General features: G+C 60.3%; 19 protein-coding genes and 1 pseudogene. 12 read left to right on the top strand and 8 right to left on the bottom strand.

Annotation, left to right across the window (positions count from 1 at the left end; genetic code table 11):
* Window positions 1–60 precede the first annotated feature (60 nt).
* Complete coding sequence (locus CX511_RS20910) at window positions 61–1,440, top strand: multicopper oxidase family protein (RefSeq protein ID WP_045189479.1); 1,380 nt, start codon at window positions 61–63, stop codon at window positions 1,438–1,440.
* The gene (tadA, locus tag CX511_RS20905; protein ID WP_045189480.1) at window positions 1,440–1,922 is read left to right on the top strand and encodes a tRNA adenosine(34) deaminase TadA; all 483 of its coding nucleotides are present in this window, start codon (window positions 1,440–1,442) and stop codon (window positions 1,920–1,922) included. The genes CX511_RS20910 and tadA overlap by 1 nt, the downstream gene beginning before the upstream one ends.
* 123 nt (window positions 1,923–2,045) lie before the next feature.
* Here tadA and mltF read toward each other — a convergent pair whose 3' ends face one another.
* Window positions 2,046–3,506, bottom strand: coding sequence for a membrane-bound lytic murein transglycosylase MltF (gene mltF / locus CX511_RS20900; RefSeq protein WP_045189481.1), 1,461 nt, complete (start codon window positions 3,504–3,506; stop codon window positions 2,046–2,048).
* A gap of 232 nt (window positions 3,507–3,738) precedes the next feature.
* Here mltF and purL point away from each other — a divergent pair, with 232 nt between their 5' ends.
* Window positions 3,739–7,638: a phosphoribosylformylglycinamidine synthase gene (purL, locus tag CX511_RS20895; protein WP_101292079.1), complete on the top strand. Its 3,900-nt coding sequence runs from the start codon at window positions 3,739–3,741 to the stop codon at window positions 7,636–7,638.
* Window positions 7,639–7,640: 2 nt separating this feature from the next.
* Window positions 7,641–7,952, top strand: coding sequence for a YqfO family protein (locus tag CX511_RS20890; RefSeq protein WP_101292078.1), 312 nt, complete (start codon window positions 7,641–7,643; stop codon window positions 7,950–7,952).
* Window positions 7,953–8,125: 173 nt separating this feature from the next.
* On the opposite strand, the gene CX511_RS20885 is transcribed toward CX511_RS20890, so the two are convergent.
* The 4 genes and pseudogenes from CX511_RS20885 to CX511_RS20870 all read right to left on the bottom strand — a co-directional run bounded on the left by CX511_RS20885 (window position 8,126) and on the right by CX511_RS20870 (window position 15,743).
* Window positions 8,126–12,685 carry a hemagglutinin repeat-containing protein gene (locus tag CX511_RS20885; protein ID WP_101292081.1) on the bottom strand — a complete coding sequence of 1,520 codons (4,560 nt, stop codon included), beginning with the start codon at window positions 12,683–12,685 and terminating at the stop codon, window positions 8,126–8,128.
* Between the two features lie 31 nt (window positions 12,686–12,716).
* Window positions 12,717–14,432 (bottom strand): ShlB/FhaC/HecB family hemolysin secretion/activation protein, encoded by a 1,716-nt coding sequence (locus tag CX511_RS20880; protein WP_101292077.1) that lies wholly within the window; start codon window positions 14,430–14,432, stop codon window positions 12,717–12,719.
* Window positions 14,433–14,611: 179 nt separating this feature from the next.
* Window positions 14,612–15,034 (bottom strand): annotated as a pseudogene (locus CX511_RS20875) (L,D-transpeptidase family protein); the annotation flags it as partial.
* A 154-nt stretch (window positions 15,035–15,188) separates the two neighbouring features.
* Entirely contained in the window at window positions 15,189–15,743 is a 555-nt protein-coding gene (locus CX511_RS20870) for an NUDIX hydrolase (protein ID WP_045189487.1), read from the bottom strand.
* Between the two features lie 132 nt (window positions 15,744–15,875).
* Between CX511_RS20870 and CX511_RS20865 the strand changes: the two genes are divergently transcribed.
* The 5 genes from CX511_RS20865 (at window position 15,876) to purT (ending at window position 19,052) form a co-directional block, all read left to right on the top strand.
* Window positions 15,876–16,475, top strand: coding sequence for a CoA pyrophosphatase (locus CX511_RS20865; protein WP_045189489.1), 600 nt, complete (start codon window positions 15,876–15,878; stop codon window positions 16,473–16,475).
* Window positions 16,476–16,518: 43 nt separating this feature from the next.
* Complete coding sequence (locus CX511_RS20860) at window positions 16,519–17,043, top strand: gamma carbonic anhydrase family protein (protein WP_045189491.1); 525 nt, start codon at window positions 16,519–16,521, stop codon at window positions 17,041–17,043.
* Entirely contained in the window at window positions 17,043–17,243 is a 201-nt protein-coding gene (locus CX511_RS20855) for a DUF1289 domain-containing protein (protein WP_045189493.1), read from the top strand. The genes CX511_RS20860 and CX511_RS20855 overlap by 1 nt, the downstream gene beginning before the upstream one ends.
* Before the next feature lie 63 nt (window positions 17,244–17,306).
* On the top strand, window positions 17,307–17,774 hold the full coding sequence (locus CX511_RS20850) for a VUT family protein (RefSeq protein WP_101292076.1): 468 nt from the start codon (window positions 17,307–17,309) through the stop codon (window positions 17,772–17,774).
* A gap of 96 nt (window positions 17,775–17,870) precedes the next feature.
* The gene (gene purT / locus CX511_RS20845; RefSeq protein ID WP_045189497.1) at window positions 17,871–19,052 is read left to right on the top strand and encodes a formate-dependent phosphoribosylglycinamide formyltransferase; all 1,182 of its coding nucleotides are present in this window, start codon (window positions 17,871–17,873) and stop codon (window positions 19,050–19,052) included.
* 111 nt (window positions 19,053–19,163) lie between these two features.
* On the opposite strand, the gene CX511_RS20840 is transcribed toward purT, so the two are convergent.
* From CX511_RS20840 to CX511_RS20830, 3 genes are all read right to left on the bottom strand, one after another.
* Window positions 19,164–20,468: an MFS transporter gene (locus CX511_RS20840; RefSeq protein WP_045189499.1), complete on the bottom strand. Its 1,305-nt coding sequence runs from the start codon at window positions 20,466–20,468 to the stop codon at window positions 19,164–19,166.
* A gap of 266 nt (window positions 20,469–20,734) precedes the next feature.
* The gene (locus CX511_RS20835) at window positions 20,735–21,946 is read right to left on the bottom strand and encodes a transporter associated domain-containing protein (RefSeq protein WP_101292075.1); all 1,212 of its coding nucleotides are present in this window, start codon (window positions 21,944–21,946) and stop codon (window positions 20,735–20,737) included.
* Window positions 21,947–21,959: 13 nt separating this feature from the next.
* Window positions 21,960–22,772 (bottom strand): cytochrome C assembly family protein, encoded by an 813-nt coding sequence (locus tag CX511_RS20830; RefSeq protein ID WP_045189505.1) that lies wholly within the window; start codon window positions 22,770–22,772, stop codon window positions 21,960–21,962.
* Between the two features lie 196 nt (window positions 22,773–22,968).
* On the opposite strand from CX511_RS20830, the gene ffh reads away from it, so the two are divergent.
* From ffh to rimM, 3 genes are all read left to right on the top strand, one after another.
* On the top strand, window positions 22,969–24,345 hold the full coding sequence (gene ffh / locus CX511_RS20825; RefSeq protein WP_045189506.1) for a signal recognition particle protein: 1,377 nt from the start codon (window positions 22,969–22,971) through the stop codon (window positions 24,343–24,345).
* Between the two features lie 236 nt (window positions 24,346–24,581).
* Complete coding sequence (gene rpsP, locus CX511_RS20820; RefSeq protein WP_045189508.1) at window positions 24,582–24,833, top strand: 30S ribosomal protein S16; 252 nt, start codon at window positions 24,582–24,584, stop codon at window positions 24,831–24,833.
* A 5-nt stretch (window positions 24,834–24,838) separates the two neighbouring features.
* A complete protein-coding gene (gene rimM, locus CX511_RS20815; RefSeq protein ID WP_045189510.1) occupies window positions 24,839–25,375 on the top strand; it encodes a ribosome maturation factor RimM in 537 nt (178 codons plus the stop codon).
* Window positions 25,376–25,377: the final 2 nt, after the last annotated feature.

The following is a 25,377-nucleotide window of genomic DNA, read 5'->3' as shown; positions in this document are numbered from 1 at the left end:
TTGGCTCTTTTTGGGCAAGCTGCCGGCATGGTGTTCTTGGCAATACGAGGTACCTGCGGCATGGCTTTTACCCGGCGACAAATACTCGGTGGCCTGACCGGCCTGGTGGCAATCGGTCTGGGGGCCGGTGGCGCATCCCGTTATTGGTTGGGGCGCAGCGACCCAAATGCCGGGCATGACTACGAGCTGATTGCCGCGCCGCTAGATGTTGAGCTGGTGTCCGGTCACACGACCGAGGCCTGGGCCTTTGGTCCCTCGGCGCCAGGTACCGAGTTGCGCGCGCGTCAGGGCGACTGGCTGCGCGTACGCTTCATCAACCACTTGCCGGTGGCCACCACCATTCACTGGCACGGCATTCGCCTGCCGCTGGAAATGGACGGCGTGCCGTACGTCTCGCAGCTGCCGGTATTGCCGGGTGAGTATTTCGATTACAAGTTCCGCGTGCCGGATGCCGGCAGCTATTGGTATCACCCTCATGTGAACAGTTCCGAAGAGCTTGGCAAAGGCTTGGTCGGCCCGCTGATCGTCGAGGAGCGCGAGCCCACTGGCTTCAAGCATGAGCGCACCCTGAGCCTGAAGAACTGGCATGTTGACGAGGAGGGCGCTTACCTGCCGTTCAGCATCCCCCGTGAGGCTGCCCGCGGCGGCACTGCTGGGCGCTTGATCACCATCAATGGCCAGCCCAATGCCATAGTGGAGATGCCGGCAGGGCAGATTGTCCGGGTACGCCTGCTCAACCTGGACAACACCCTGACCTATCGCATCAACCTCAAAGGCAACTTCGAGGCGAAGATTTATGCGCTCGATGGCAATCCGATCACCCCACGGCCATTGGGCAAGGATTACTGGCTTGGGCCGGGTATGCGTATCTGCCTGGCAATCAAGATGCCGCCTGCCGGTGAGGAGCTGTCGTTGCGAGATGGTCCGGTGCGTCTGGGAACCTTGCGTTCGGTGGCCAGCAGTGACACGCCGGGTGATTGGCCAGCGGCGTTGCCGGCCAACCCGATTGCCGAGCCGGACCTGGCTAATGCCGAGAAGCTCAACTTCAATTTCGAATGGGTCGGTTCGGTCTCGGTAGATACCGACAACGGCCGACCGCCGAGCCTTTGGCAGATCAACGGCAAGGCTTGGGATATCACCGACAAGACCTGCGCCGACCGCCCGATTGCCACGCTGCAGAAGGGCAGAAGCTATATTTTCGAACTCAAGAACATGACTCAGTACCAGCACCCGATTCATTTGCATGGCATGAGTTTCAAAGTGCTCAGCTCGAACCGTCACAAGATTCAGGAACAGTACTTCACCGATACCTACCTGCTGGGCAAGAACGAGCGAGCACAAGTGGCATTGGTGGCCGATAACCCGGGCACCTGGATGTTCCATTGCCATGTCATTGACCATATGGAAACCGGTCTGATGGCCGCGATCGAGGTCGCCTGATGCGTCAGCCGCAGATCATCGATCGTAGCCGCGATCAGGAGTTCATGCGCCAGGCCTTGGCGCTGGCGGCACAGGGTGCTGCCATGGGCGAAGTGCCGGTCGGCGCCATTTTGGTGCAGCATGGCCAGGTCATTGGTCGTGGCTTCAATTGCCCGATCAGTGGCAGTGATCCCAGCGCCCATGCCGAAATGGTCGCCATTCGTGCTGCCGCTCAGGCTGCGAGCAACTATCGGCTGCCAGGTAGCACCCTGTACGTGACACTGGAGCCCTGCAGCATGTGTGCCGGGCTGATCGTGCACTCACGCATCGCGCGCGTGGTGTACGGCGCGCTGGAGCCCAAGGCGGGCGTCGTGCAGAGTCAGGGGCAGTTTTTTACCCAGGCTTTTCTCAATCACCGGGTGGTGTTTGAGGGGGGGGTGTTGGCCGAAGAGTGCGGGACAATTCTGTCTGAATTCTTTAAGGCGCGTCGGGCCAAGGCGTAGCCGCTGCCGTCAGGCTGCGATCGGCTGCGAAGCAGTCGCCACCCCGTCACCATTGTGTCGTTGTGTGCCTGAATGGCGGACGCTTCACGCCCGATCGCAGCCTGGCGGCAGCGGCTACAAGGATCACAAAGGCGGCGTCTGCTCGGTCGGCTTGGTCTTGTCGACCCCCGGCACATGCAGGTTGCCATCGGCCACCTGGCTGCCCTCGAGCTGCGGCTGGGTCACCCAGGTGAGGATGTCGTAGTAACGGCGGATGTTGGCGACGAAATGCACCGGCTCGCCGCCCCGGGCATAGCCATAGCGGGTTTTGCTGTACCACTGCTTCTGTGCCAGGCGTGGGAGCATTTTTTTCACATCCAGCCATTTGTTCGGGTTCAAGCCCTCACGCTTGGCCAGTTTGCGCGCATCATCCAGGTGACCGCCGCCGACGTTATAGGCCGCCAGGGCAAACCAGGTGCGATCTGGCTCCTTGATATCGTCGTCCAGCAGCGATTTGACGTACATGAAGTACTTGGCCCCGCCACGGATGCTTTGCACCGGATCCAGGCGGTTGGACACGCCCATGGCCTGGGCGGTGCGCTGGGTCAGCATCATCAGGCCGCGCACACCGGTCTTGGAGGTGACTTCAGCCTGCCACATGGACTCCTGATAGCCGATGGCGGCCAGCAGGCGCCAGTCGACCTGTTCTTTCTTGGCTGAGGCCTTGAAGTGCTTTTCATACCGCGGCAGGCGTTGCTGCAGGTGCTGGGCAAAGGTGTAGGCACCGACGTAGCCAAGTACATCAACATGGCCGTAGTAGCGGTCTTTCAGGCGTTGCAAGGTGCCATTCTTCTGCACCTTGTCGAGAAATTCGTTGATCTCGTTAAGCAGACTGTTGTCATCGCCGGCGGCCACTGCCCAGCGCTGGTCGCGCGAATCGCCCAGGTCGAAGGCAACCCGTACCTTGGGGAAGTAAACCTGGTTCATCGCCAGCTCATTGGAGTCGACCAGGGTCAGATCGATCTGACCTTCATCGACCATGCGCAGCAGGTCAACGACCTCTACTGCGTCAGACTCTTCGTATTCAAGTGCCGGATACTGCTTTTTCAGCGCTGCCAGCTGCTCGGCATGGGTGCTGCCTTTGAGTACCATGATCTTTTTGCCGACCAGATTCTTGGCATCGGTGGGCCGTGAGCGACCGTTGCGGTAGATGATCTGTGGGGTCACTTCCAGGTAAGGGTGAGAAAAGCGTACCTGAGACTTGCGCCGCTCGCTGCTGACCAGGCCCGCAGCCGCCAGTACCGGGCCGGATGGCTGGCCAAGCTGGCTGTACAGTTCGTCGAGGTTGTCGGCCGTCTCGATCTTCAGCTCCACGCCAAGGTCATCGGCAAAACGCTTGACCAGCTCATACTCGAAGCCGGTCTCACCATTGCGGTCCTCGAAATAGGTGGCGGGGCTGTTACGGGTGATCACGCGCAGCACACCGTCCTCCTTGACGCGCTCCAAGGTGCTGGGTTTTTCAACACAGGCACCGAGCATCAGGAAGAGTCCGGTTGCGATGAGCCATCTGGCGCAGCGCTGGCGCAAAGCAGTTTGGGCGAACATAGCTTGCAGTATACGCAAAGGACTGGTCTCGCCATATCTCGACAACGGTTTGCTTGTCTGCTAGCACGCTTGGCGCCAGGCGAGGAATGCGGCCTCAAATCGATCGGTTTTTTGACCTCTGAGTCCGGTTTGCGCCGCCGACATAATGCGCGGTTGCGGGTGCCGAAAGCGACGGATTTAGGCTAGAATGCACGGCCTCTAAGCACACCCCCTTCCTGAGGCTGTCCCGACGATGTTGATCCTGCGCGGCGCTCCTGCCCTTTCTGCCTTTCGCCACGGTAAATTACTCGAGCAATTGAGCCAGAAAGTCCCCGCTGTTAGTGGTTTGTACGCTGAATTTGCTCATTTCGCCGAGGTTGACGGCGATCTGACCGCCGACCAACAGCAGGTGCTCGCGCGTCTGCTCAAGTACGGCCCGAGCGTACCGGTACAGGAGCCAAACGGTCGCCTGTTCCTGGTCATGCCACGATTCGGCACCATCTCGCCCTGGTCGAGCAAGGCCAGCGACATCGCCCACAATTGCGGCCTGGAAAGCGTTAAGCGCCTGGAGCGCGGTATCGCCTACTACGTCAGCGGTGAGCTGAACGAAGCCGATGCCGCTGTCGTCGCCGAGGTGCTGCACGACCGCATGACTCAAATGGTCCTGAGCAAGCTGGAAGAGGCCGCCGGCCTGTTCAGCCACGCCCAGCCCAAGCCGATGACGTCCGTGGACATCCTCGGCGGTGGCCGCGCCGCGCTGGTGCAAGCCAACGCCGACCTGGGCCTGGCCCTGGCCGAAGACGAGATCGACTACCTGGTCGACGCCTTCCAGGGCCTCAAGCGCAACCCGAACGACATTGAACTGATGATGTTCGCCCAGGCCAACTCCGAGCATTGCCGCCACAAGATTTTCAACGCCAGTTGGGATATCGACGGCCAAAGCCAGGAAAAAAGCCTGTTTGGCATGATCAAGAACACCTATCAGATGCACAGCGAAGGTGTGCTGTCCGCTTACAAGGACAACGCCTCGGTGATCGTCGGTAACGTCGCCGGCCGCTTCTTCCCGAACCCTGAAACCCGCCAGTACGGTGCGGTGCAGGAGCCGGTGCACATCCTGATGAAGGTCGAGACCCATAACCACCCAACCGCCATCTCGCCGTTCTCCGGCGCGTCCACCGGTTCCGGTGGCGAGATTCGCGACGAAGGCGCAACCGGCCGCGGTGCCAAGCCAAAGGCTGGTCTCACGGGTTTCACCGTGTCCAACCTGCAGATCCCAGGCTTCGAACAACCTTGGGAGAAGGCATACGGCAAGCCTGAGCGCATCGTCAACGCCCTGGACATCATGATTGAAGGCCCGCTCGGTGGCGCGGCTTTCAACAACGAGTTCGGGCGCCCGGCGCTGACCGGCTATTTCCGGACCTTCGAGCAATCCATCAACACCCCGCACGGTGAAGAAGTGCGCGGTTACCACAAGCCGATCATGCTGGCTGGCGGTATGGGTAACATTCGCGAAGATCACGTGCAGAAGGCCGAGATCACGGTTGGTGCCAAGCTGATCGTCCTCGGTGGCCCGGCCATGCTGATCGGCCTGGGCGGCGGTGCGGCGTCCTCGGTTGACACCGGTTCCAGCTCTGCCGACCTTGATTTCGCCTCGGTGCAGCGTGAAAACCCGGAAATGGAGCGCCGCTGCCAGGAGGTCATCGACCGTTGCTGGCAGCTGGGCGACAACAACCCGATCGCCTTCATCCACGACGTGGGTGCGGGCGGTATCTCCAATGCCTTCCCTGAGCTGGTCAACGACGGTGGCCGCGGTGGCCGCTTCGAGCTGCGCAACGTGCCTAACGACGAGCCAGGCATGGCCCCGCACGAGATCTGGAGCAACGAATCCCAGGAACGCTACGTACTGGCGGTCGACGCGGCCGACTTCGAACGTTTCAAGGCCATCTGCGAGCGTGAGCGTTGCCCGTTCGCGGTGGTTGGTGAAGCGACTGCCGAGCCGCACCTGACCGTCACCGACAGCCATTTCGGCAATAGCCCTGTGGACATGCCATTGGACGTGCTGCTTGGCAAGCCGCCGCGCATGCACCGTTCGGTGACCCGTGAAGCCGAGCTGGGCGATGATTTCGACCCAAGCACCCTGGAGCTCAAGGACTCGGTCGAACGTGTTCTGCACCACCCGGCCGTGGCCAGCAAGAGCTTCCTGATCACCATCGGCGACCGCACCATCACCGGCCTGGTTGCCCGTGACCAGATGGTTGGCCCTTGGCAAGTACCTGTGGCTGACGTGGCCGTCACTGCCACCAGCTTCGACGTCTACACCGGTGAAGCCATGGCCATGGGTGAGCGTACGCCGCTGGCCCTGCTCGACGCTCCGGCTTCCGGGCGCATGGCGATCGGCGAGACGCTGACCAACATGGCTGCCTCGCGCATCGAGAAGCTGTCCGACATCAAACTGTCGGCCAACTGGATGTCCGCAGCCGGTCACCCAGGTGAAGACGCGCGTCTGTACGACACCGTCAAGGCCGTCGGCATGGAACTGTGCCCTGAGCTGGGTCTGACCATTCCGGTGGGCAAGGACTCCATGTCCATGAAGACCCGTTGGGAAGACGAAGGTCAAGAGAAGACCGTGACCTCGCCGCTGTCGCTGATTGTCACCGGTTTTGCACCGGTCACTGACATTCGCAAGACCCTGACGCCTGAGCTGCGTATGAACAAAGGCGAGACGGATCTGATCCTGATCGACCTCGGCCGTGGTCAGAACCGCATGGGCGCTTCGATTCTCGCCCAGACCCATGGCAAGCTCGGCAGCCAGGCCCCGGACGTCGACGACGCTGAAGACCTCAAAGCCTTCTTCGCAGTGATCCAGGGCCTGAACGCCGACGGTCACCTGCTGGCCTACCACGACCGTTCCGATGGCGGTCTGATGACCACCGTGCTGGAAATGGCCTTTGCCGGTCATTGCGGTGTGAGCCTGGAGCTGGACACCCTCACCAGCAAGCGTGAAAAGATCGCCGCCATCCTCTTCAACGAAGAGCTGGGTGCCGTGATTCAGGTGCACCAGGACGCTACCCCGGATGTATTGGCACAGTTCAGTGCTGCCGGTCTGGGTGAAGACTGCGTCGCCGTGATCGGTCAGCCGGTCAACAACGGCGAAGTGGTGATCCATCACATGGGCGAAGAGCTGTTCCGCGGCGACCGTCGTTTGCTGCAGCGTCAGTGGGCGCAAACCAGCTACCAGATCCAGCGTCTGCGTGATAACGCCGACTGCGCCGATCAGGAGTTTGATGGCCTGCTCGAAGAAGACAACCCGGGCCTGAGTGTCAAGCTCGGCTTCGACGTCAACCAGGACATCGCCGCGCCGTACATCAAGAAGGGCATCCGTCCTCAGGTGGCGGTACTGCGCGAGCAGGGCGTTAACGGTCAGGTCGAGATGGCAGCCGCCTTCGACCGCGCAGGCTTCAATGCCATCGACGTGCACATGAGCGATATCCTCGCCGGTCGTGTTGATCTGAATGCGTTCAAAGGTCTGGTTGCCTGCGGTGGTTTCTCCTACGGTGACGTACTGGGTGCCGGTGAAGGCTGGGCCAAGTCGGCGCTGTTCAACAGCCGTGCCCGTGACGCCTTCCAGGGCTTCTTCGAGCGTACCGACAGCTTCACCCTGGGTGTGTGCAACGGTTGCCAGATGATGTCCAACCTGCACGAGCTGATCCCAGGCACCGAGTTCTGGCCGCACTTTGTGCGTAACCGTTCCGAACAGTTCGAAGCCCGCGTGGCGATGGTTCAGGTTCAGGAATCGAACTCGATCTTCCTGCAGGGCATGGCCGGTTCGCGCATGCCGATCGCCATCGCTCACGGTGAAGGTCATGCCGAGTTCGAAAGTGAAGAAGCGCTGCTTGAAGCTGACCTGTCCGGTTGCGTTGCCCTGCGCTTTGTCGACAACCACGGCAAGGTCACTGAAAACTATCCGGCTAACCCGAACGGCTCGCCGCGCGGGATCACCGGCCTGACAAGCCGCGACGGTCGCGTCACCATCATGATGCCGCACCCTGAGCGGGTCTTCCGTGCCGTACAGAACTCCTGGCGTCCGGATGACTGGAACGAAGACGCAGCGTGGATGCGTATGTTCCGCAATGCGCGGGTCTGGGTGAACTAAGGGTGTACAAGCTCGCCTTCTTCGTCCCGCCGAGCCATGTGGACGTGGTCAAGGCCGCTGTGTTCGCCGCTGGCGGCGGGCGCATCGGCGACTACGACTGTTGTGCCTGGCAGGTGTTGGGCCAAGGCCAGTTCCGCCCGCTGGACGGCAGTCAGCCGTTCATCGGACAGAGCGGGGTGGTCGAACAGGTCCAAGAGTGGCGAGTGGAATTGGTGGTGGCCGACGCGCTGGTTCAGTCGGTGGTCGCTGCGCTCAAGCACAGTCATCCTTACGAGACACCGGCTTATGAGGTCTGGCAGTTAGCAGACTTCTGAGGCCTGATAAAAAAGCCGCGACTGCTTGCAGATCGCGGCTTTTTTTTGCTTTCACGTCGAATTCTGTGGGAGCCGGTCTTGTCGGCGATGGGGTCAGCACGCTTTCAGTTGCTGCGCGGTGTCCGCATCGCTGGCAACGCCAGCGTCCACAAAAGCAAACAAGGCAGTTGCTTTTACTGGCGTAGGCCACCTTGCGTGATAGTGGATGCCAACGTGGTCGAACGATCATGGCCACTGGTTCGAATCAGGCCGAGATCGACAGGGTTTTCTTCCTTGCCAGACTTGGCTGCACTGTAGGCATCGATCAGGCCACCGATCAGGTCAACGGGAGCATTGGAAACAGTGATGCCCACCTCTCGGCGGTAGTCACGACCGTTCAGGGTTTCCTGGGTTACGGGTCCATTACCCAGTTCGACGTTGCCATTGGCTGATTGCAGGCGTGCAGCGCTGAGTTCGGTGGCGCCACCAACCGCCAGGGCAATGCCGTCACGACCATTGAGCAGACTTTGACGGGTGACGCTGTCGCGTTGAGTACGCTCGACGTTGAGGTTCAAGGTTGGCGACAGGCCTGGTTCAACTTTTTGCACCGTTGAACCGAGCTGTTCTCCAACCTTGCTGGCCAGTGGGCCTGCCAGGGCATTGGTAGCGTTGAGAAGGCCCTGCGGGTTTTTTTCCTGGCTCAGCCGCACATCGACGTCCACCGTCAGGCTGTTGATGCGGTCTTGCATGCTAGCGACGCGCAAGTCGCCACCTATTTGACCCTCCACTCGTTCGGCTTCTATGCGTACGCCGTCCAGGCGAGTGTCTGTCAGACTGTTCAGCGTAACCTGCCCAGCACGCCACTGGCTGTTTTCATAGGTGAGGTTGTCGCGTTGATCGATGTTGACCTTTGCTCGCGCGTGCAACCCTCGCGTAGCCTGCTCAGTTGTTGCGCCGGGGGCGGTGTTGACGCCTGCGCCTGCCGTCACCTGCATGTTGTTGCGCAGGTCTGTGCTGCTAGCGGCCTCAATCAGAATTCCGCCATGATTGGCGCTGATATCGACCTGTGCTGCTGAGCCATTCAGGCCTTGCAGATGCACGGCATTTGTCTGGGCGTCGGCACTGCTGATTGTCAGTGTGTCTTTGGCGAACCATTGCGCTGCGCTGGCAGAGCTGCTGTTTTCGTCGGTGCGGCCGCTATTGAGATGGCCTCCCAGCCCACCTCCCTTGCCATGGGCTGTGCTTTTTGCCTGCAACTCCAGGCCACCACCGAGCGTTTTACCTTGAGCGGTATGGGTGCCCGTGGCGGTGTTGGCGTGAAGCATTCCGCTACTGTTCAGGCTAATGTTCGTGACCTTGGCGGTGCTGCTGCCTATCCGCGTGCCGACCAGTTCGAGCGCCCCGCCTGCTTGCATTTGCACGTCCCCTTTGGCGTCGATAGTGGCAACCCGTGCCTGGCTGTCGACTGTGTTGAGGGTGGTATGGTCCAGATAGCCGCGCAGTTCCAGAGCACTGTCCAATGGGTTGTTGCCGCCCTTGATCCAGGCATTGCCGTCCAACTGTTCCAGATTACTCTGCTGTTTGTCGTTGGCCTGAGCCAGGCTCAGGTTACCGTCAGCCAGCAGTTTCAACGAGCCGTCAGCGGCATCGAAGCGAGTGCCTTCATAGACGCCGTCGCTGCCCAGTTGGATCTGTATACCGGTTTGCCCGTAGAGGCTGCCGGGGTGGGCTGTCAGTTTGAGTTCATTCTTTTGCAGCGAGCCACCCTTGCCTGAAAGACGCAGATTGATATCGCTGCCGGTGCTGGTATCGAGGCGTATGCCGCTATCGACATCCAGGCGGCGGACTTCGCTGGTGTCGCTGTCCTGGGCGGCGGCGAAGTGGTGTGAGTCGGCCTGGATCGTCAGCGGCCCCTTTTCGGCGCGGTACTGGGTACCTGTATCGTCAAGGGTCTTGGCGTTGATGCTGATGCTGGCCGCTTGTAGTTTGGCGACCTGGGCAGTGCTCGACTGATGGGTTGCCTCGCGGTTCTGGTGCTTGAATTCAAGTTCAGCGCCCACCGTCGGAGGCGCCAGGCTGTCTTCAAGGGAGGCCTGTTGAAATCGATTGCCGTCGATGCGGTTGATCAGGTTTTCAATGGGCCGGGTCAGCCCCTGGTAGGCAAGGCTGGCGCCCAGTCTGGCCTGCCAGTTCTGTTCTGTCTGCTTGGAGGTATGCGTATCCTCTACCGAGCGGTTCTCCAGTTTGTCAGTGTTCACTGTCAACACCTGGCCGGCGGTCAGGCTGGCGGCTTCGTTGATCAATGTGTTGGTGCTGACGCGTACATCGCCCGTGGCGGAGAGGCTGCTGCGTTGCGACTGGCTTGAACGTTCTGCAAGGTTTTTTTGTTGGTGGTAACCCTCGAGGGCACTGGCCAGGTTATCAATGCCACCACTGACCCTCAGGCCGCCACCGCTATGGCTGGCAGTGGTTTGTTGTGACTGTTCGTCATGCTGAGCGGTGAGATTGATGTTGCGCGCATCGATTTCCAGATCGCCAGCCGTCGCGCTGACACTTGAGCCACTGATGTTGACGTCATGCTGGCTTTTGAGCTGAACCTGGCCGCCGGTGAGGATACTGGCGATCTGAGTTTTGTCGGTTTGCGTGCTGTCGACCTGGCTGACGTTGTAGCCTACCGAAGCGCTGTACTGATGAGAGTCGGGCTTGCCGTCCTCGGCATTCTGGGTCTGGCTGGCGCTGGCAGTGAAGCCTTTGTCCTGCTGGCGGGTGGTCACACTCTGCGACTGTTCAGCGGTGCCGACGGTGATGTCTTTGTTGGCCTGCAGCTGTAGTTGGTGCCCAGCGCTGACTTTGGCCCCCAGCACTCGCAGGTCATCGGCACTTGCCAGACGCAGATTGCTCTGCGAGGCCAGGTCGCTGATCAGCACATCCTGGCGCTGCTCTTGGCGCTCAGTATCTGTTGATATCAGGCCGAACAGCTTGCTGTCATTTTCGTGATGGTTGAGGGTGGACTGGCTCTGCGCCGCTTCGACGCTCAGTAATCCTTTTTCACTGAGTAATAGAGCATCGCCTTGGCTGTTGACCTTGGAGCCTTTTATGCGAACTTCCTCAGCCGTTACGGTTAGGGCGCCACCGGCCTGGATCAGGCTGCCCCTGGCGGTTTGACCTTCGCTGTCGGATCGTGCGTTTTTGCCAAAAAAGGCGCCCGAAGTCAGGTCGCCTCGGTAGCCTTTGGTGGTTTTTGAGTCTTGCAGGGACACTTCGGCGACCTCCAGCGTGCCGGCCCTGAGTGCGATATCACCGGTACTGGTCAGGGTGCTGCCCGCCACGCGCGTTTTTCCCCCGGATGTCAGGGAAATCTGCTGGCCGGACAGGGCACTGGCCTTGGCGCTTTCCTGGTAGTGGCTGCTGTCCTGGTCACCGCGCCAGAGGTGTTTGCGATGGCGTATCTGTTCATCCACCTGGTGACTATCGATTGCGGCACTGATATTGAGCGTATCGCCCGCTTGCATGGCCAGATGTCCACCGGCCTGGAGTGAGGTGGCAACCAGATTGATATCCTTGTCTGCTTGCAGGCTGATGTTTTGACTTGCCTGCAACTGACTACCGAGATGTTCGCGATCGGTCCGCGTACGTTCGCGGTCAAATGTTTCGGTGGTGACAAATAACCATTTGTCTGTACGACTTTCACGCTCGCGGTTCAATGATTCGCGCATCTGGGTATCGAGGGTCAGGTTTTTTCCGGCCTTCGCTTGGATTTGCTGCCCCTTGACTCCGACGGCGTTGAGGCTGAGGTTGTCAGCGGCATTCAAGGTTATGGCGCCTTGCTCGGTGTGCAGCAGGCCACGCTGTTGCGTCGTACCACTGATTTCAATGGCGCCCCGTGAGTCAATGGCAATCCCTTCGCGGGCGTGCACCTGATTCCCCTCCATGCGCACACCAGCGCCTTCTGCGGTGCTGAGAATTCTTATACGTCCGGCCTGCATCGCCCCGAAGAGACTGGCATCGACACTGCCGGCGGGGACTGCGAGGTGATCGATCACCTGGCGGTCAGTACTGCGCACAAGATTGCGACCTACAGTCAGGTTGAGGTCGTCCCGGGCAGTGAGCGAGCCCCGGCTGTCAATGCGTGGGGCAATCAGCTCTAGGGCGCCGTCGAGGTTGCTCTGGCCACCATCGAGGATCTGCAGGGCACCTGAGGCATTGCGTGTGTCGAGGTGTGTGAGGCGCTGCGCTTCGAACTCGGGTGTCCCGACCAGAAAGCCTGCGCGCGTGGTATTGATGAATCCGCCGCCGTTGAGGGTGATGCCGTTGGGGTTGGCCAGAATGTAGTCAGCGGGTCGCCCGAAAATTTCTTGGGTGCCCTCAATGCGTGAGGCATTACGGCTGATGACTTCATTGAGGATGGTAGACGCAGCCTGGCCTTGAAATTGCGGGTTGGCTGCCAGCGCGCCGGCCAGTTGCGACTGTCCGGATTGCAGCGCGTTGTTCAGAACCACCCCAGGTTTGTTGACGTTGTAGTCGAGGAATTGGTTGTGCGACAAACCGCTGGCATTGGGGGCAACGATGTTGATGACCGGCACACCATGTTGATTGCTGATCAATGGCGTACCGCCGACGCCGGTAGTCGCTTGCAGGCCATTGTCAGCCAGGCTGAGGTAAGGCGTGAGCAGGCTAAGGGCAATTATCCAACGCAGGTGGTTGGGGGTGAGTCGTTGAACGGGTGGGGTGGACCGTTGGGGGTTGGTGGACATCATTGTCTTCTCTCTCTTTGTTGTGGTGACTTCAGATGTTCAGGACCCACTCCAGCAGCCAGTAACCCGCTTCCAGGTGGTGTCGATGGACGGTGTTGGCATGCAGGGCACGTTGGTAGTCGAGGGTGAGGCGACTGTCGGACAGGCTCAGTTCCAGGCCAGCGTGGGCACCGACCAGTCGTTGTGCGGCACTGCCGTGGTCAAATTTGCTCCAGCCGACGTCCATACCCAATTGCGGACGCAAGATCAGGCCGCGGGGCAAGTCCAGTGGTAGCGGCTGGCTCACGGTGTTACGCCACACCGCGCCGCTGGCCCCGGCGACCGATAATTGGCGGAAACCGCGTACGGCTGAGTTGTCGCTCAGCAGTTGCTGTTCGACCGCAGGCAGGCTATCGGGGCTGTACTGCAGGTTCAGCTCACTCTGCCAGCGCCACGGCCAGGCCGGGTTGCGGCCGTGGCTCAGGCGCAGAAGATTGGCCCGGTACTTGCGAAAGCGAGGGTGTGGCGCATTGCTGACTAACGGTTCGTGGTCGGCACCGAACCAGTCCAGGCCCTGGCTTACGCCCAGGTAGGCACTCCACAGGCCACCGTCGAGCCATAGCATGTTGAGGCCTGCTTCAAGGGTGGTGAGCTTCGGGCTTTGCACCGTTAGCTGGAGATCACCCAGGCGGTTGTCCAGACGCTTTTGTTCCAGGCGCAAGCTGGTGCTGAGCAGGCCCTGCTGATTGCGCCACAGGTTGTGTTCAAAACCCAGGCTGTAGAAGTCGCTTTTGCCGCTGGAGTATAAGCGTCGACCGGGGAGCTGCGCCCGGTAGCGCAGTTGATTGAGGCTCAGGGCGTAGGTCCAGGCGCCATAGGGGATGCTGTAGTACAGGCCATAGCCACGGCTGTAGTTTGCGCCGTGTTGGCGTGTGGCGTTGCTGGACACCTGTATGAAGTCGTTGCGTTGCAGGGGGCTGTCGAGGCTCAAGCTCAGGCCCAGACGCTCGCGCCCGGTCTGGTCGCTGCCACGGTTGTCGAAGGTGCTGCCCAGGTGCCAGCGGCTGCGGGTCTGCCTGGGTACGACGATGATCCGGGTTGCCCCTTCGCTACTGCCGGGTAACAGGTCGGCGCCGAGGTCGAAGGCCTTCAACCGGTTCAACTGGTCCATGCCTTGTTCCAGCTCGGTCAGGCGTAACGGTTGACCCAGCAGCGTGGGAAAGGCGCTGTGCAGTGACAGTGGCAAGTCGGGGTCAGACAGTTCGATCGACTCGACAAAGCCCTCGACGATCACGACGTCCAAGGTGCCACCGGCCACCGGCCGGCTTGCGAGATAGGGGCGGCTGGCCAGGTAGCCGGCCTGGATATAGTGCTGAGTAAGGGCTTTGAGCAGTCGGTTGATTTGCGCCGGGCTCATGCAGGGCTTGATCAGCGGTTGTACGACGTGCGCCAATTCTGCGGACGACAGTTGCCGGTTACCGGCTAGGCGTAGCCCGCGCAAAGGCCAGCAGGCGCCGGTGTCGGCAGGGGCAGATTGCTCGTCGGCTGCAGGCGGTGGTTGATCGGTTCGTTGCAGCGTGCGCAAGCGTTGGTGTTGCTCGAGGTGTTCGCGTTGCAGGCGCTGATCCTGAAGCTGCTGTAGCGCTGGATTGCTATCAGCCGCAGCGGATTGCGCGCTCCACAAGCAAGCGCCCACGATGCCCAGCACGAGATTGGTTAATGGCCGCAGACAACGGTGTGCGGCAGCGCTGCTGAAGGCGTGAGGCATAGCATTGCGTCCAGGGTGTGGGGTGTTGGGAACACACCCGGTTATCCGATTGAGCGGATTCTAGGGACGCTGCTATTCGTTTGGATGCGATACGGAGCCTGTAGGTCCGTAGGGCTTAAGCCTTAAGCATGTAGGGGATTTCCGGCGCGGCGCGCCGGAAGGAGGGATGCAGAAGGGGATCAGGGACGAATTTCGATCATCGTGCCGTCGGGCACCAGGTTCCAGACTTCGCGCATGTCGCTGTTGGTCATGGCGATGCAGCCTTCGGTCCAGTCAAGGGTATGGAAGACCTCTTCAGGGTACTCTTCATCCAGCGGTGTGCCGTGAATCATGATCATGCCACCGGGGGGGACGCCTTCGCGTCGGGCGCGTGCCGAGTCGCTGATGTTGGGATAGGACACATGCATGGCCAGGTTGTAGCGATCACTCTGCTTGCGCCAGTCGATCCAGTACAAACCTTCGGGGGTACGTTTGTCACCTTCACGCAGCTTGGGGCCCTTGGGCTGTTTGCCCAAGGAAATGCGGTAGGTTTTCAGTGGCGTGCCGCCACTGATCAGTTGCAGGCGTCGTTCAGACTTGATCACCAGGATCTTCTCGATCGCCGAAGTCTGTTGTGGCTTGAGCTGCAGGGGCGAGGGCGCCACCTTCTCGATAGGCCTGGTCACGATCGTTTCGGTAAACGCTGCCTGGGACACCGAAGTCACACCGAGGCAGAAAAGGGCAAACAACCAGCGCATGAAACGATATCCCTGAAAACTAGGTGTTGGGTGACGAGATGAGCAAGGGTGGCAAACACTCGTTGCCAATCGGGTAGCGTTGCTCAATGCGGTCACGATAATAGCATTCTAGGGTACGACTGACGGTCCGGAAAGCCAGCTCGTCCCACGGGATTTCATTTTCATCGAAAAGTTTCACTTCCAGGCTCTCGACCCCGACGGCGAACTCCAGGTCGACAAGTTCGGCGCGAAAGAACACATGTACCTGGCTGATGTGCGGCAGATCGAACATTTGGTACAGGCTTAGCTGTCCGACCCGAGCACAGGCTTCTTCGACCGTTTCGCGACGGGCGGCTTGTTCCAGGGTTTCGCCGTTCTCCATGAAACCGGCGGGTAGGGTCCAGTAACCCCGGCGTGGTTCGATGGCGCGGCGGCACAACAAGACCTGGCTACCCCAGGTTGGCAACACGCCGGCGACAATATTGGGGTTCTGGTAATGAATGGTCTGGCAGTGGTCGCAGACATAGCGCAGACGCGTGTCGCCCTCAGGGATGCGCTGATTTACCGGATTACCGCACGCGCTGCAGAATTTCATGCTTTTATTCCTATAGGTTGCATCTATCTTGGCGCGACTTTCAGTACGCCTGCAAGCCGGTTCACCTCAGGGCTTGGGCGGCTCGCGGCTTTGGTGCATCATGCAGGTCGGTCCTTGAATCGAGAGAGAGCAATGCTGGACGAGCTACTTCGCCGCGTGAGCAGTCATACGCCGGGTACCCTGGAAACCGATCGTCGTTTTCCTGAGGCCGCCGTGTTATTGCCCATTACCCGTAGCGAAGCACCTGAGCTGGTATTGACCTTGCGCGCCAAAGGCTTGTCCACCCATGGCGGTGAAGTCGCCTTCCCGGGTGGGCGACGCGATCCGGAAGACCCGGACCTGGTGTTCACCGCCCTGCGCGAAGCTGAAGAGGAGATCGGCCTGCCGCCGGGACTGGTGGAAGTCATTGGCCCACTAAGCCCGCTGATCTCGTTGCATGGGTTGAAGGTGACGCCATTCGTCGGCTTGATTCCCGACTATGTCGAGTACCAGGCCAATGATGCTGAAATTGCTGCGGTGTTCACTGTGCCATTGGAGTTCTTCCGTCAGGACCCGCGCGATCACACCCACCGCATCGATTACCAGGGGCGCAGTTGGTATGTGCCCAGCTACCGCTTTGGCGAGTACAAGATCTGGGGGCTGTCGGCGATCATGATCGTCGAGCTGGTCAACTTGCTTTACGATGCCGATATCAATCTGCATAAACCGCCTGAGCGCTTCATTCCAATTTGAGCGGGCACACCCGCCACCCTTGTCGTACCGTGAGGAACCACGCATGAAATACCGTCTGGGCGACCTGCGGGTCGAAACCCATCCACGCAGCTGGGCGGCGCCCACTGCCACACTGATCGGCAAGGTCCGCCTGCAGGCAGGGGCCAGTGTCTGGTTCGGCGCGGTGTTGCGTGGTGACAACGAACTGATCGACATCGGCGAGAACAGCAACGTCCAGGACGGTACCGTGATGCACACCGATATGGGCTCGCCGCTGACCTTGGGCAAGGGCGTGACGATCGGTCATAACGCCATGCTTCATGGCTGCAGCATCGATGACTACAGCCTCGTCGGTATCAATGCGGTGATCCTCAACGGTGCGCGTATCGGTAAGTACTGCATCATCGGCGCCAACGCGCTGATTCCCGAGGGCAAGGAGATCCCTGACGGTTCTCTGGTGATGGGCTCGCCAGGCAAGGTCGTGCGTGAACTGACCGAGGCGCAGAAGAAAATGCTCGAGGCCAGTGCCGCGCATTACGTGCATAACGCCGAGCGCTATGCCCGCGATCTTGCCCCGCAGGAGGACTGATGAGCAGCAATGAGCGTCCGGTCGCTTCGCCCTGCGTGCATATCTGCGCGTTGGATGAGGCTGACATTTGCACCGGCTGTCAGCGCAGTGCCGCAGAAATCACCCGCTGGGGCCGGATGGACAACAGCGAGCGCCGCCAGGTGCTGAAACTGTGTCACGAGCGGGCCGTGGCGGCAGGTCTGATCTTCAGCGTCGGTTGATCTGGCGCTTGGCCACAGGCGGTCGCTGAAGTACCCTGTAAGGCTTGCCCAGCGGTCAATTCCATGCCTTTTCTGATTGCCTACATCAGCAGCGTTGTGCTGATCAACTACGCCTTCTCCAGTGCCCCCCACCTGGACGTTATCTGGTCTGCCTGGGGTGGCCTGGTGTTCATCCTCCGTGACATGGTGCAGACCCGCTATGGCCATGGGGCACTGGTCGCCATGCTGGCGGCGCTGGCGCTTTCATATATCACCTCCGAGCCAGCCATAGCCCTGGCAAGTGCCACAGCATTCGCGGTCTCGGAGCTGATTGACTGGCTGGTGTTCAGTATCACCAAGCGGCCACTTCACGACCGTCTGTGGTTGAGCTCGGCGCTGAGCATCCCTATTGATACCTTCATATTCTTTGGCATGATCGGTGCCTTGACCCCCGCCGTGGTGGGCACGGCCCTGGCCTCCAAGTTCGCCGGGGTGACGGCCGTCTGGTTGATCATGGCCTGGCGTCTGCGTAAGCGTGCCATCACCGGCTGAGGCCCAAAGGCTCGGTTCATGTAAAATGGCGCTCCTTTTCACCGGGTTGCACCGTGCACGGGGCGGCCCTGGATTCCTTCCCTCTGAGGACCTGAAATGACCCGTATCGGAACCCCATTGTCGCCAACAGCGACCCGCGTACTGCTCTGTGGCTGTGGCGAGTTGGGCAAGGAAGTGGTGATCGAGCTGCAGCGCCTGGGCGTTGAAGTGATTGCCGTGGACCGTTACGCCAATGCCCCGGCCATGCAAGTTGCCCATCGCAGTCATGTGATCAACATGCTCGACGGCGCTGCCTTGCGGGCAGTGATCGAAGCTGAGAAACCGCACTACATCGTGCCGGAGATCGAGGCCATCGCCACTGCGACCCTGGTCGAGCTGGAAAACGAAGGCTTCACCGTGGTGCCAACGGCGCGTGCCGCGCAGTTGACCATGAACCGTGAAGGCATTCGGCGTCTGGCTGCCGAAGAGCTGGACCTGCCAACGTCGCCGTATCACTTTGCCGACACTTTCGAGGAGTACAGCAACGCGGTCGACGACCTCGGCTTCCCCTGTGTAGTCAAGCCGGTGATGAGTTCCTCGGGCAAGGGCCAGAGCCTGCTGCGCAGTGCTGACGATGTACAGCAAGCCTGGGACTATGCACAAGAAGGCGGGCGTGCAGGCAAAGGTCGGGTGATCATCGAGGGTTTCATTGATTTCGACTACGAAATCACCCTGTTGACCGTTCGTCATGTCGGCGGCACTACTTTCTGCGCGCCAGTCGGGCATCGTCAGGAGAAGGGTGATTACCAGGAGTCCTGGCAGCCGCAGGCCATGAGCCCGGTAGCCCTGGCGGAGTCTGAGCGCGTAGCCAAGGCGGTCACTGAAGCCTTGGGTGGGCGTGGCCTGTTTGGCGTGGAGTTGTTCGTCAAGGGTGATCAGGTGTGGTTCAGTGAAGTCTCGCCGCGTCCACATGATACCGGTCTGGTTACCCTGATTTCGCAGGACCTGTCGCAGTTCGCTCTGCATGCGCGGGCCATTCTTGGCCTACCGATCCCGCTGATCCGCCAGTTCGGTCCGTCCGCTTCGGCGGTGATCCTGGTCGAAGGCCAGTCGCAGCAAACCGCCTTCGCCAATCTGGGCGCCGCCTTGAGCGAGCCGGATACCGCGATTCGCCTGTTCGGCAAGCCGGAGGTCAATGGTCAGCGGCGCATGGGGGTATGCCTGGCGCGTGATGAGTCGATCGAGGCCGCGCGGGCCAAGGCGACACGTGCCTCGCAGGCGGTCAAGGTAGAGTTCTAACGCGGTTGTATTGCCATCGCCGGCAAGGCCGGCTCCCACAGTGGCAGGGTGTCAGAGCCCCTATGGGAGCTGGCCCTGCCAGCGAAAGGGCTGCAGGGCAGCCCCGTTTTTTCAAAGCTCCGAATGACGGGTCTCTTTCAGGCAAAGCACGGCAATCAGGCTTAGCAAAGCCGCCGCCGAGACATAGCCGCCCACCCAGCTCAAGCCTCCCATCGCCACCAGTTTCTGGGCAAAGAACGGCGCCGCCGAAGCCCCGACAATGCCGCCCAGGTTATAGGCCGCGGACGCGCCGGTGTAACGTACGTGGGTCGGAAACAGCTCTGGCAACAGCGCGCCCATCGGGGCAAAGGTCACGCCCATCAAAAACAGCTCAATGGCCAGAAACAGCGCCACGCCTATCGTCGAGCCTGAGGTCAGCAGGGGCTGCATGGTGAACCCCGAGAGAATCGCCAATACCGCGCCCACAATCAGCACCGGTTTGCGCCCGTAGCGGTCGCTGAGCCAGGCCGAGAGTGGCGTGGCCAACGCCATGAATAGTACTGCGAAGCACAGCAGGCCGAGGAAGGTTTCACGGCTGTAACCCAGGGTCGATACACCATAGCTGAGCGAAAACACCGTGGAGATGTAGAACAGCGCGTAGCACACCACCATCGCGGCGGCGCCCAGCAATACCGGCATCCAGTACTGCGAGAAGAGTTCGACCACTGGCATTTTTACCCGCTCGTGGCGGGCCATAGCTTTGGCGAAGACTGGGGTCTCTTCAAGCTTGAGGCGTACATACAGGCCGACAATCACCAGTGCAGCGCTGAGCAGGAACGGTATGCGCCAGCCCCAGTCGCGGAACTGCTCATCGCTGAGCAACATGGCCAGGGTCAGGAACAGGCCATTGGCAGCGAGAAAACCGATCGAAGGGCCCAATTGCGGGAACATGCCGAACCAGGCGCGTTTGCCCTTGGGGGCGTTTTCGGTGGCCAGCAACGCCGCGCCGCCCCATTCACCGCCAAGGCCAAGGCCTTGGCCGAAACGGAGCACGCAGAGCAGGATTGGTGCCCAGGCGCCGATACTGTCATAGCCCGGTAGCACGCCGATCAGTGTGGTACACACCCCCATTAGCAACAATGAGGCGACCAGGGTCGATTTGCGCCCGATCCGGTCACCGAAGTGGCCGAACAGTGCCGAACCCAGAGGCCGGGCGAGGAAGGCGATACCGAAGGTGAGAAAGGCCGAGAGCATCTGCGCAGTACCGGAGGTCTGCGGGAAGAACACCGGGCCGATCACCAGTGCGGCGGCGGTGGCGTAGACGTAGAAGTCGTAGAACTCAATGGCGGTGCCGATAAAGCTGGCGGTGGCCACCCGTGCTGGCGAATTGCCGGGGCTGGCCTGTTCAGTTTCGGCGTAAGTGCTGCTGGTTGTCATGCGATTATCCCTGACAGTCGAGTGCTCCATGGGCGTTGCTACCGTCCTGCACAGGCAGGCATCAGCAAGCAGGCGCCGAAGCGTATTGTTGTTGATCGCGTGACTGAGCATACGCCCGTTGGGGATAGGGGCGGCGCGGGCAATGTTCGGGGTGTGAAACAGTGCAGGTTGTGCGCGCAGTATTCAGTGATGCGGACTGGCCGTGAAACGCTGAGTGCGGGTAGCGGGCGTGACGGCTGGGCTGGGTAAGCGTGACTCGAGTATAGCTAGCGAGTCACGGTCCAGACCAGTATCCGACTGGCACAATTGTCCTCTGTTTCGAGGATTTCCAGGCGATAGCGACCGATTTTCAAGCAAACCGCACTGGCCGGGATGCTTTCCAGTGCTTCGGTGACCAGGCCATTGAGGGTCTTCGGCCCATCGCTAGGCAAGTGCCAGCCGAGGCTGCGGTTTAGCTCACGAATCGAAACGTTGCCTTCAATGACAAAGCGCCCGTCGGCCTGGGGGTGGATGTGCGGATTATCGAGGCTGTGTTCGTCTTCGAATTCGCCGACGATCTCTTCGAGAATGTCTTCCAGGGTGACGATGCCCAGCACTTCACCATATTCGTCGACCACCACGCCAAGGCGCCGCTGCTGCTTGTGAAAGTTCAGCAGTTGCAACTGCAACGGCGTGCTTTCCGGGACAAAGTAAGGGTCGTAACAGGCTGCCTGTAGCGTTGCGCGAGTCAGCTCGGCCTTGGGCAGCAGGTGGCTGATCAGCTTGGTGTTGAGGATTGCTTCGACCTGGTTGATATCGCTGTGATAGACCGGCAAGCGGGTGTGGCGGCTGATGATCAGTTGTTCGATGATCTGTTCGATCGAATCGTCGAGGTTGATCCCGTCGATGTCATTGCGCGGTACCAGAATGTCATTGACGGTGATCTTGTCCAGCGCCAGCAAGCTCTCCGGTAGGTTCAGGCGGTGGTCGAGCTGGTGGTCATCGATGTCGTCGTCGCTGCCATCCAATTCGTGCAGGGTGACGGCATGGGGCTGAATACGGAACGGGTGCAGTAGCAGCCGGGCGCAGCCATCGAGTAGCCAGGCCAGCGGCTGGAGCAGTTTCAATGGGGCTTTGAGCAGGCTGTTGCCCAAGGTAATGAAGGTGTGCGGGTTGCGTCGGGCCAGTTGCCGCGGCAGGTATTCGGCCAGCACCAGCACCAGGCCGGCAGCGCCAAGCCCGGCCAGCCAGAAGCCTTGTTCGCCGTTATAGCGCTGGCCCAGCAGGCAGGCCAGTGCCAGCACCAACAACTTGCCCAGGGTGGAACACAGCACCAAGGACTGGGGGGTGACCGCCAGTGCCGGGTGTTCATCGGTGAGGCCGTTACGCCGTACCCCATTGAGCTGTTGCTGGGCGGCGTCTACGGCGGTGAACAGCGCCGACCACAGCAGGGCCAGTGCCAGAATACCAAGCAAGGGGCCTAACGGCAGTGCGTCCATTTACCTGTGCCCGTCAGATGTGCAGGATGAATTCGCGCACCAGCTTGCTGCCGAAGTACGCCAGCATCAGCAGGCAAAAACCGGCCAGTGTCCAGCGAATCGCCTTGTGGCCGCGCCAGCCCAGGCGGGTGCGGCCCCACAGCAGCACGCTGAACACCACCCAGGCTACGCAGGCGAGCAAGGTTTTGTGCACCAGGTGCTGGGCGAACAGGTTGTCGAGGAACAGCCAGCCGGAAATCAGCGACAGCGACAGCAGTCCCCAGCCGGTCCAGAGAAAGCCGAACAACAGGCTTTCCATGGTCTGCAGTGGCGGGAAGTTGCGAATCAGACCGGAAGGGTGCTTGTGCTTGAGCTGGTGATCCTGCACCAGCAACAACAAGGACTGGAACACGGCAATGGTGAACAACCCATAGGCCAGGATCGACAGCAGGATATGCGCAAGAATGCCCGGCTCTTCGTTGATCAGCGGCACCGTGCCTGACGGTGCGAACTGCGCGATTAGCGCCGTGGCCATGCCCAGCGGGAACAGCAGCAGCAAGAGATTTTCCACCGGAATGCGCAGGCAGGCCAGCAGGGTCAGGGCAATCACTGCCGTGGCGATCAGGCTGGCGGCGCTGAAGAAGTCCAGGCTCAGGCCCAAAGGCGTAAGCAGTTGCCAGCACAGCGCAGTGCCTTGGGCAATGACCGCCAGTGCCCCCAGCAGTCCGAGCAGGCGTTTGTCGGCCTTGGCGCCTTGCGCCAGCCGGGAGCCGTGATAGAGAGTCGCGGCGGCGTACAAGCAGGCGGCGATCAGGTTAGGTAGCAAGCTGGGTGACAAAGGGAGCATAAGTCCTGTTAGGCAAGCCCGAAAAGAGTTGAGTTTGGCATAGAACGCGCCTGTCAAGGAAGACTGCTAACCGACGGCAAGGTGTGCGCTAGCCCGAGTCTTCGTTATAATCGCCGATCTGCCCCTGCCCAAGGCCCGTCGAATACGCCAGAGGCAGCTGATAAACCTCGGTTCTACAGAGCCTGAAAGGATCACCATGTTTGAAAACCTGACCGACCGTCTGTCACAGACGCTGCGCCATGTCACCGGCAAGGCCAAGCTGACCGAAGACAACATCAAAGACACCCTGCGTGAAGTGCGCATGGCGTTGCTCGAGGCTGACGTCGCCCTGCCGGTGGTCAAGGATTTCGTCAACAAGATCAAAGAGCGTGCGGTCGGCACCGAGGTGTCGCGCAGCCTGACCCCAGGTCAGGCGTTCGTGAAAATCGTCCAGGCCGAACTCGAAGGCCTGATGGGCGCGGCCAACGAAGACCTGGCGCTCAATGCTGCTCCACCTGCCGTGGTGCTGATGGCCGGTCTGCAGGGTGCGGGTAAGACCACCACCGCCGGCAAGCTGGCGCGCTTCCTTAAAGAGCGCAAGAAGAAGTCGGTGATGGTGGTGTCGGCTGACGTCTACCGCCCGGCGGCAATCAAGCAGCTGGAAACCCTGGCAAGTGATATCGGCGTTACCTTCTTCCCTTCCGATATCAGCCAGAAGCCGGTAGCGATTGCCGAAGCGGCGATCCGCGAAGCCAAACTGAAATTCATCGACGTGGTCATCGTCGATACCGCCGGTCGTTTGCATATCGACGCCGAGATGATGGCCGAGATCAAAGACCTGCACGCCGCGGTCAAGCCGATCGAGACGCTGTTCGTGGTTGACGCCATGACCGGTCAGGACGCCGCCAACACCGCCAAGGCGTTTGGTGATGCGCTGCCGCTGACCGGTGTGATCCTGACCAAGGTCGACGGTGACGCCCGTGGCGGTGCTGCGCTGTCGGTGCGCGCCATTACCGGCAAGCCGATCAAGTTCATCGGTATGGGCGAAAAGAGCGAAGCGCTCGAACCGTTCCACCCCGACCGTATTGCGTCGCGAATCCTCGGCATGGGCGACGTGCTCAGCCTGATCGAGCAGGCCGAACAGACCCTCGACAAGGAAAAGGCCGACAAACTGGCCAAGAAGCTGAAGAAGGGCAAGGGTTTCGACCTCGAAGACTTCCGTGACCAGCTGCAGCAAATGAAGAACATGGGCGGCCTCGGCGGCCTGATGGACAAGTTGCCCAACATGGGTGGAGTCAATCTGGCGCAGATGGGCAATGCCCAGGGCGCAGCCGAGAAGCAGTTCAAGCAGATGGAAGCGATCATCAACTCCATGACCCCGGCCGAGCGCCGCGACCCTGAGCTGATCAGCGGTTCGCGTAAGCGCCGGATCGCCATGGGTTCCGGCACCCAGGTGCAGGACATCGGTCGTTTGATCAAACAGCACAAGCAGATGCAGAAGATGATGAAGAAGTTTTCTGCCAAAGGCGGCATGGCAAAAATGATGCGCGGCCTGGGTGGCATGATGCCCGGCGGCGGCATGCCCAAGCTGTAACCCTATTCGGATCGTCGGCGCGAATGTGCGCCGATGATCGAACCCCCGCCCTTGGCGGGACACTGTTGCCTTATATAAGGCAGCGTTATTCGCAAATCAGCAGGCAGGCCTTTTTGCATCAGGTAAAAAGGCATTTGCAAAAGTCCGGATATTCCTTGAGAATATGCGGCCTTTCGGGCACCCGTGTGCCCGCTGTGCATTATGATTTGCAGCACCGACTACAGGAACGATGTTCAATGCTAACCATCCGTCTTGCCCGTGGTGGCTCTAAAAAGCGCCCATTCTACACCCTGACCGTGACCGACTCGCGTAACCCGGTTACCGGTTCGCACATCGAGCAGGTTGGTTTCTTCAACCCTATCGCTCGTGGTCAGGAAGTTCGTCTGTCCGTTAAAGAAGACCGCGTTGCTCACTGGCTGAGCGTTGGCGCACAGCCTTCTGATCGTGTTGCCCAGCTGCTGAAGCAAGCTGCCAAGGCTGCTGCCTGAGCAATATGAACGCGACGCCAGAAAGTGCTGACGATTTGATCGTTGTCGGCAAGATTTTCTCGGTTCACGGCGTTCGCGGCGAGGTGAAGGTTTTTTCCTTTACCGATCCGATTGAAAACCTGTTGGATTACCCTAACTGGACGCTTCGGCACGACGGGAAGGTAAAACAGGTAGAGCTGGTCAGTGGCCGTTCCACTCAAAAGGATCTGGTCGCCAAGCTCAAAGGCCTCGACGATCGTGATGAAGCCCGTCTTCTGAGCGGTTATGAGATTTGTATCTCGCGAAGCCTTCTGCCCAACCTGTCTAGCGACGAGTACTACTGGTACCAGTTGGTAGGCCTGAAAGTCATCAATCAGGACGAACAGCTGTTCGGCAAGATTGATCACCTGTTGGAGACCGGCGCGAACGATGTAATGGTGGTCAAGCCCTGCGCGGGCAGCCTGGATGATCGTGAACGCCTATTGCCCTATACAGAGCAATGCGTGTTGAAGATCGACCTGGTTGCAGGCGAAATGAGGGTGGAATGGGACGCGGACTTCTAAGC

The sequence above is a fragment of the Pseudomonas sp. S06B 330 genome (genome assembly GCF_002845275.2).
GTDB lineage: Bacteria > Pseudomonadota > Gammaproteobacteria > Pseudomonadales > Pseudomonadaceae > Aquipseudomonas.
This window is presented reverse-complemented; position numbering and strand designations above follow the sequence as displayed.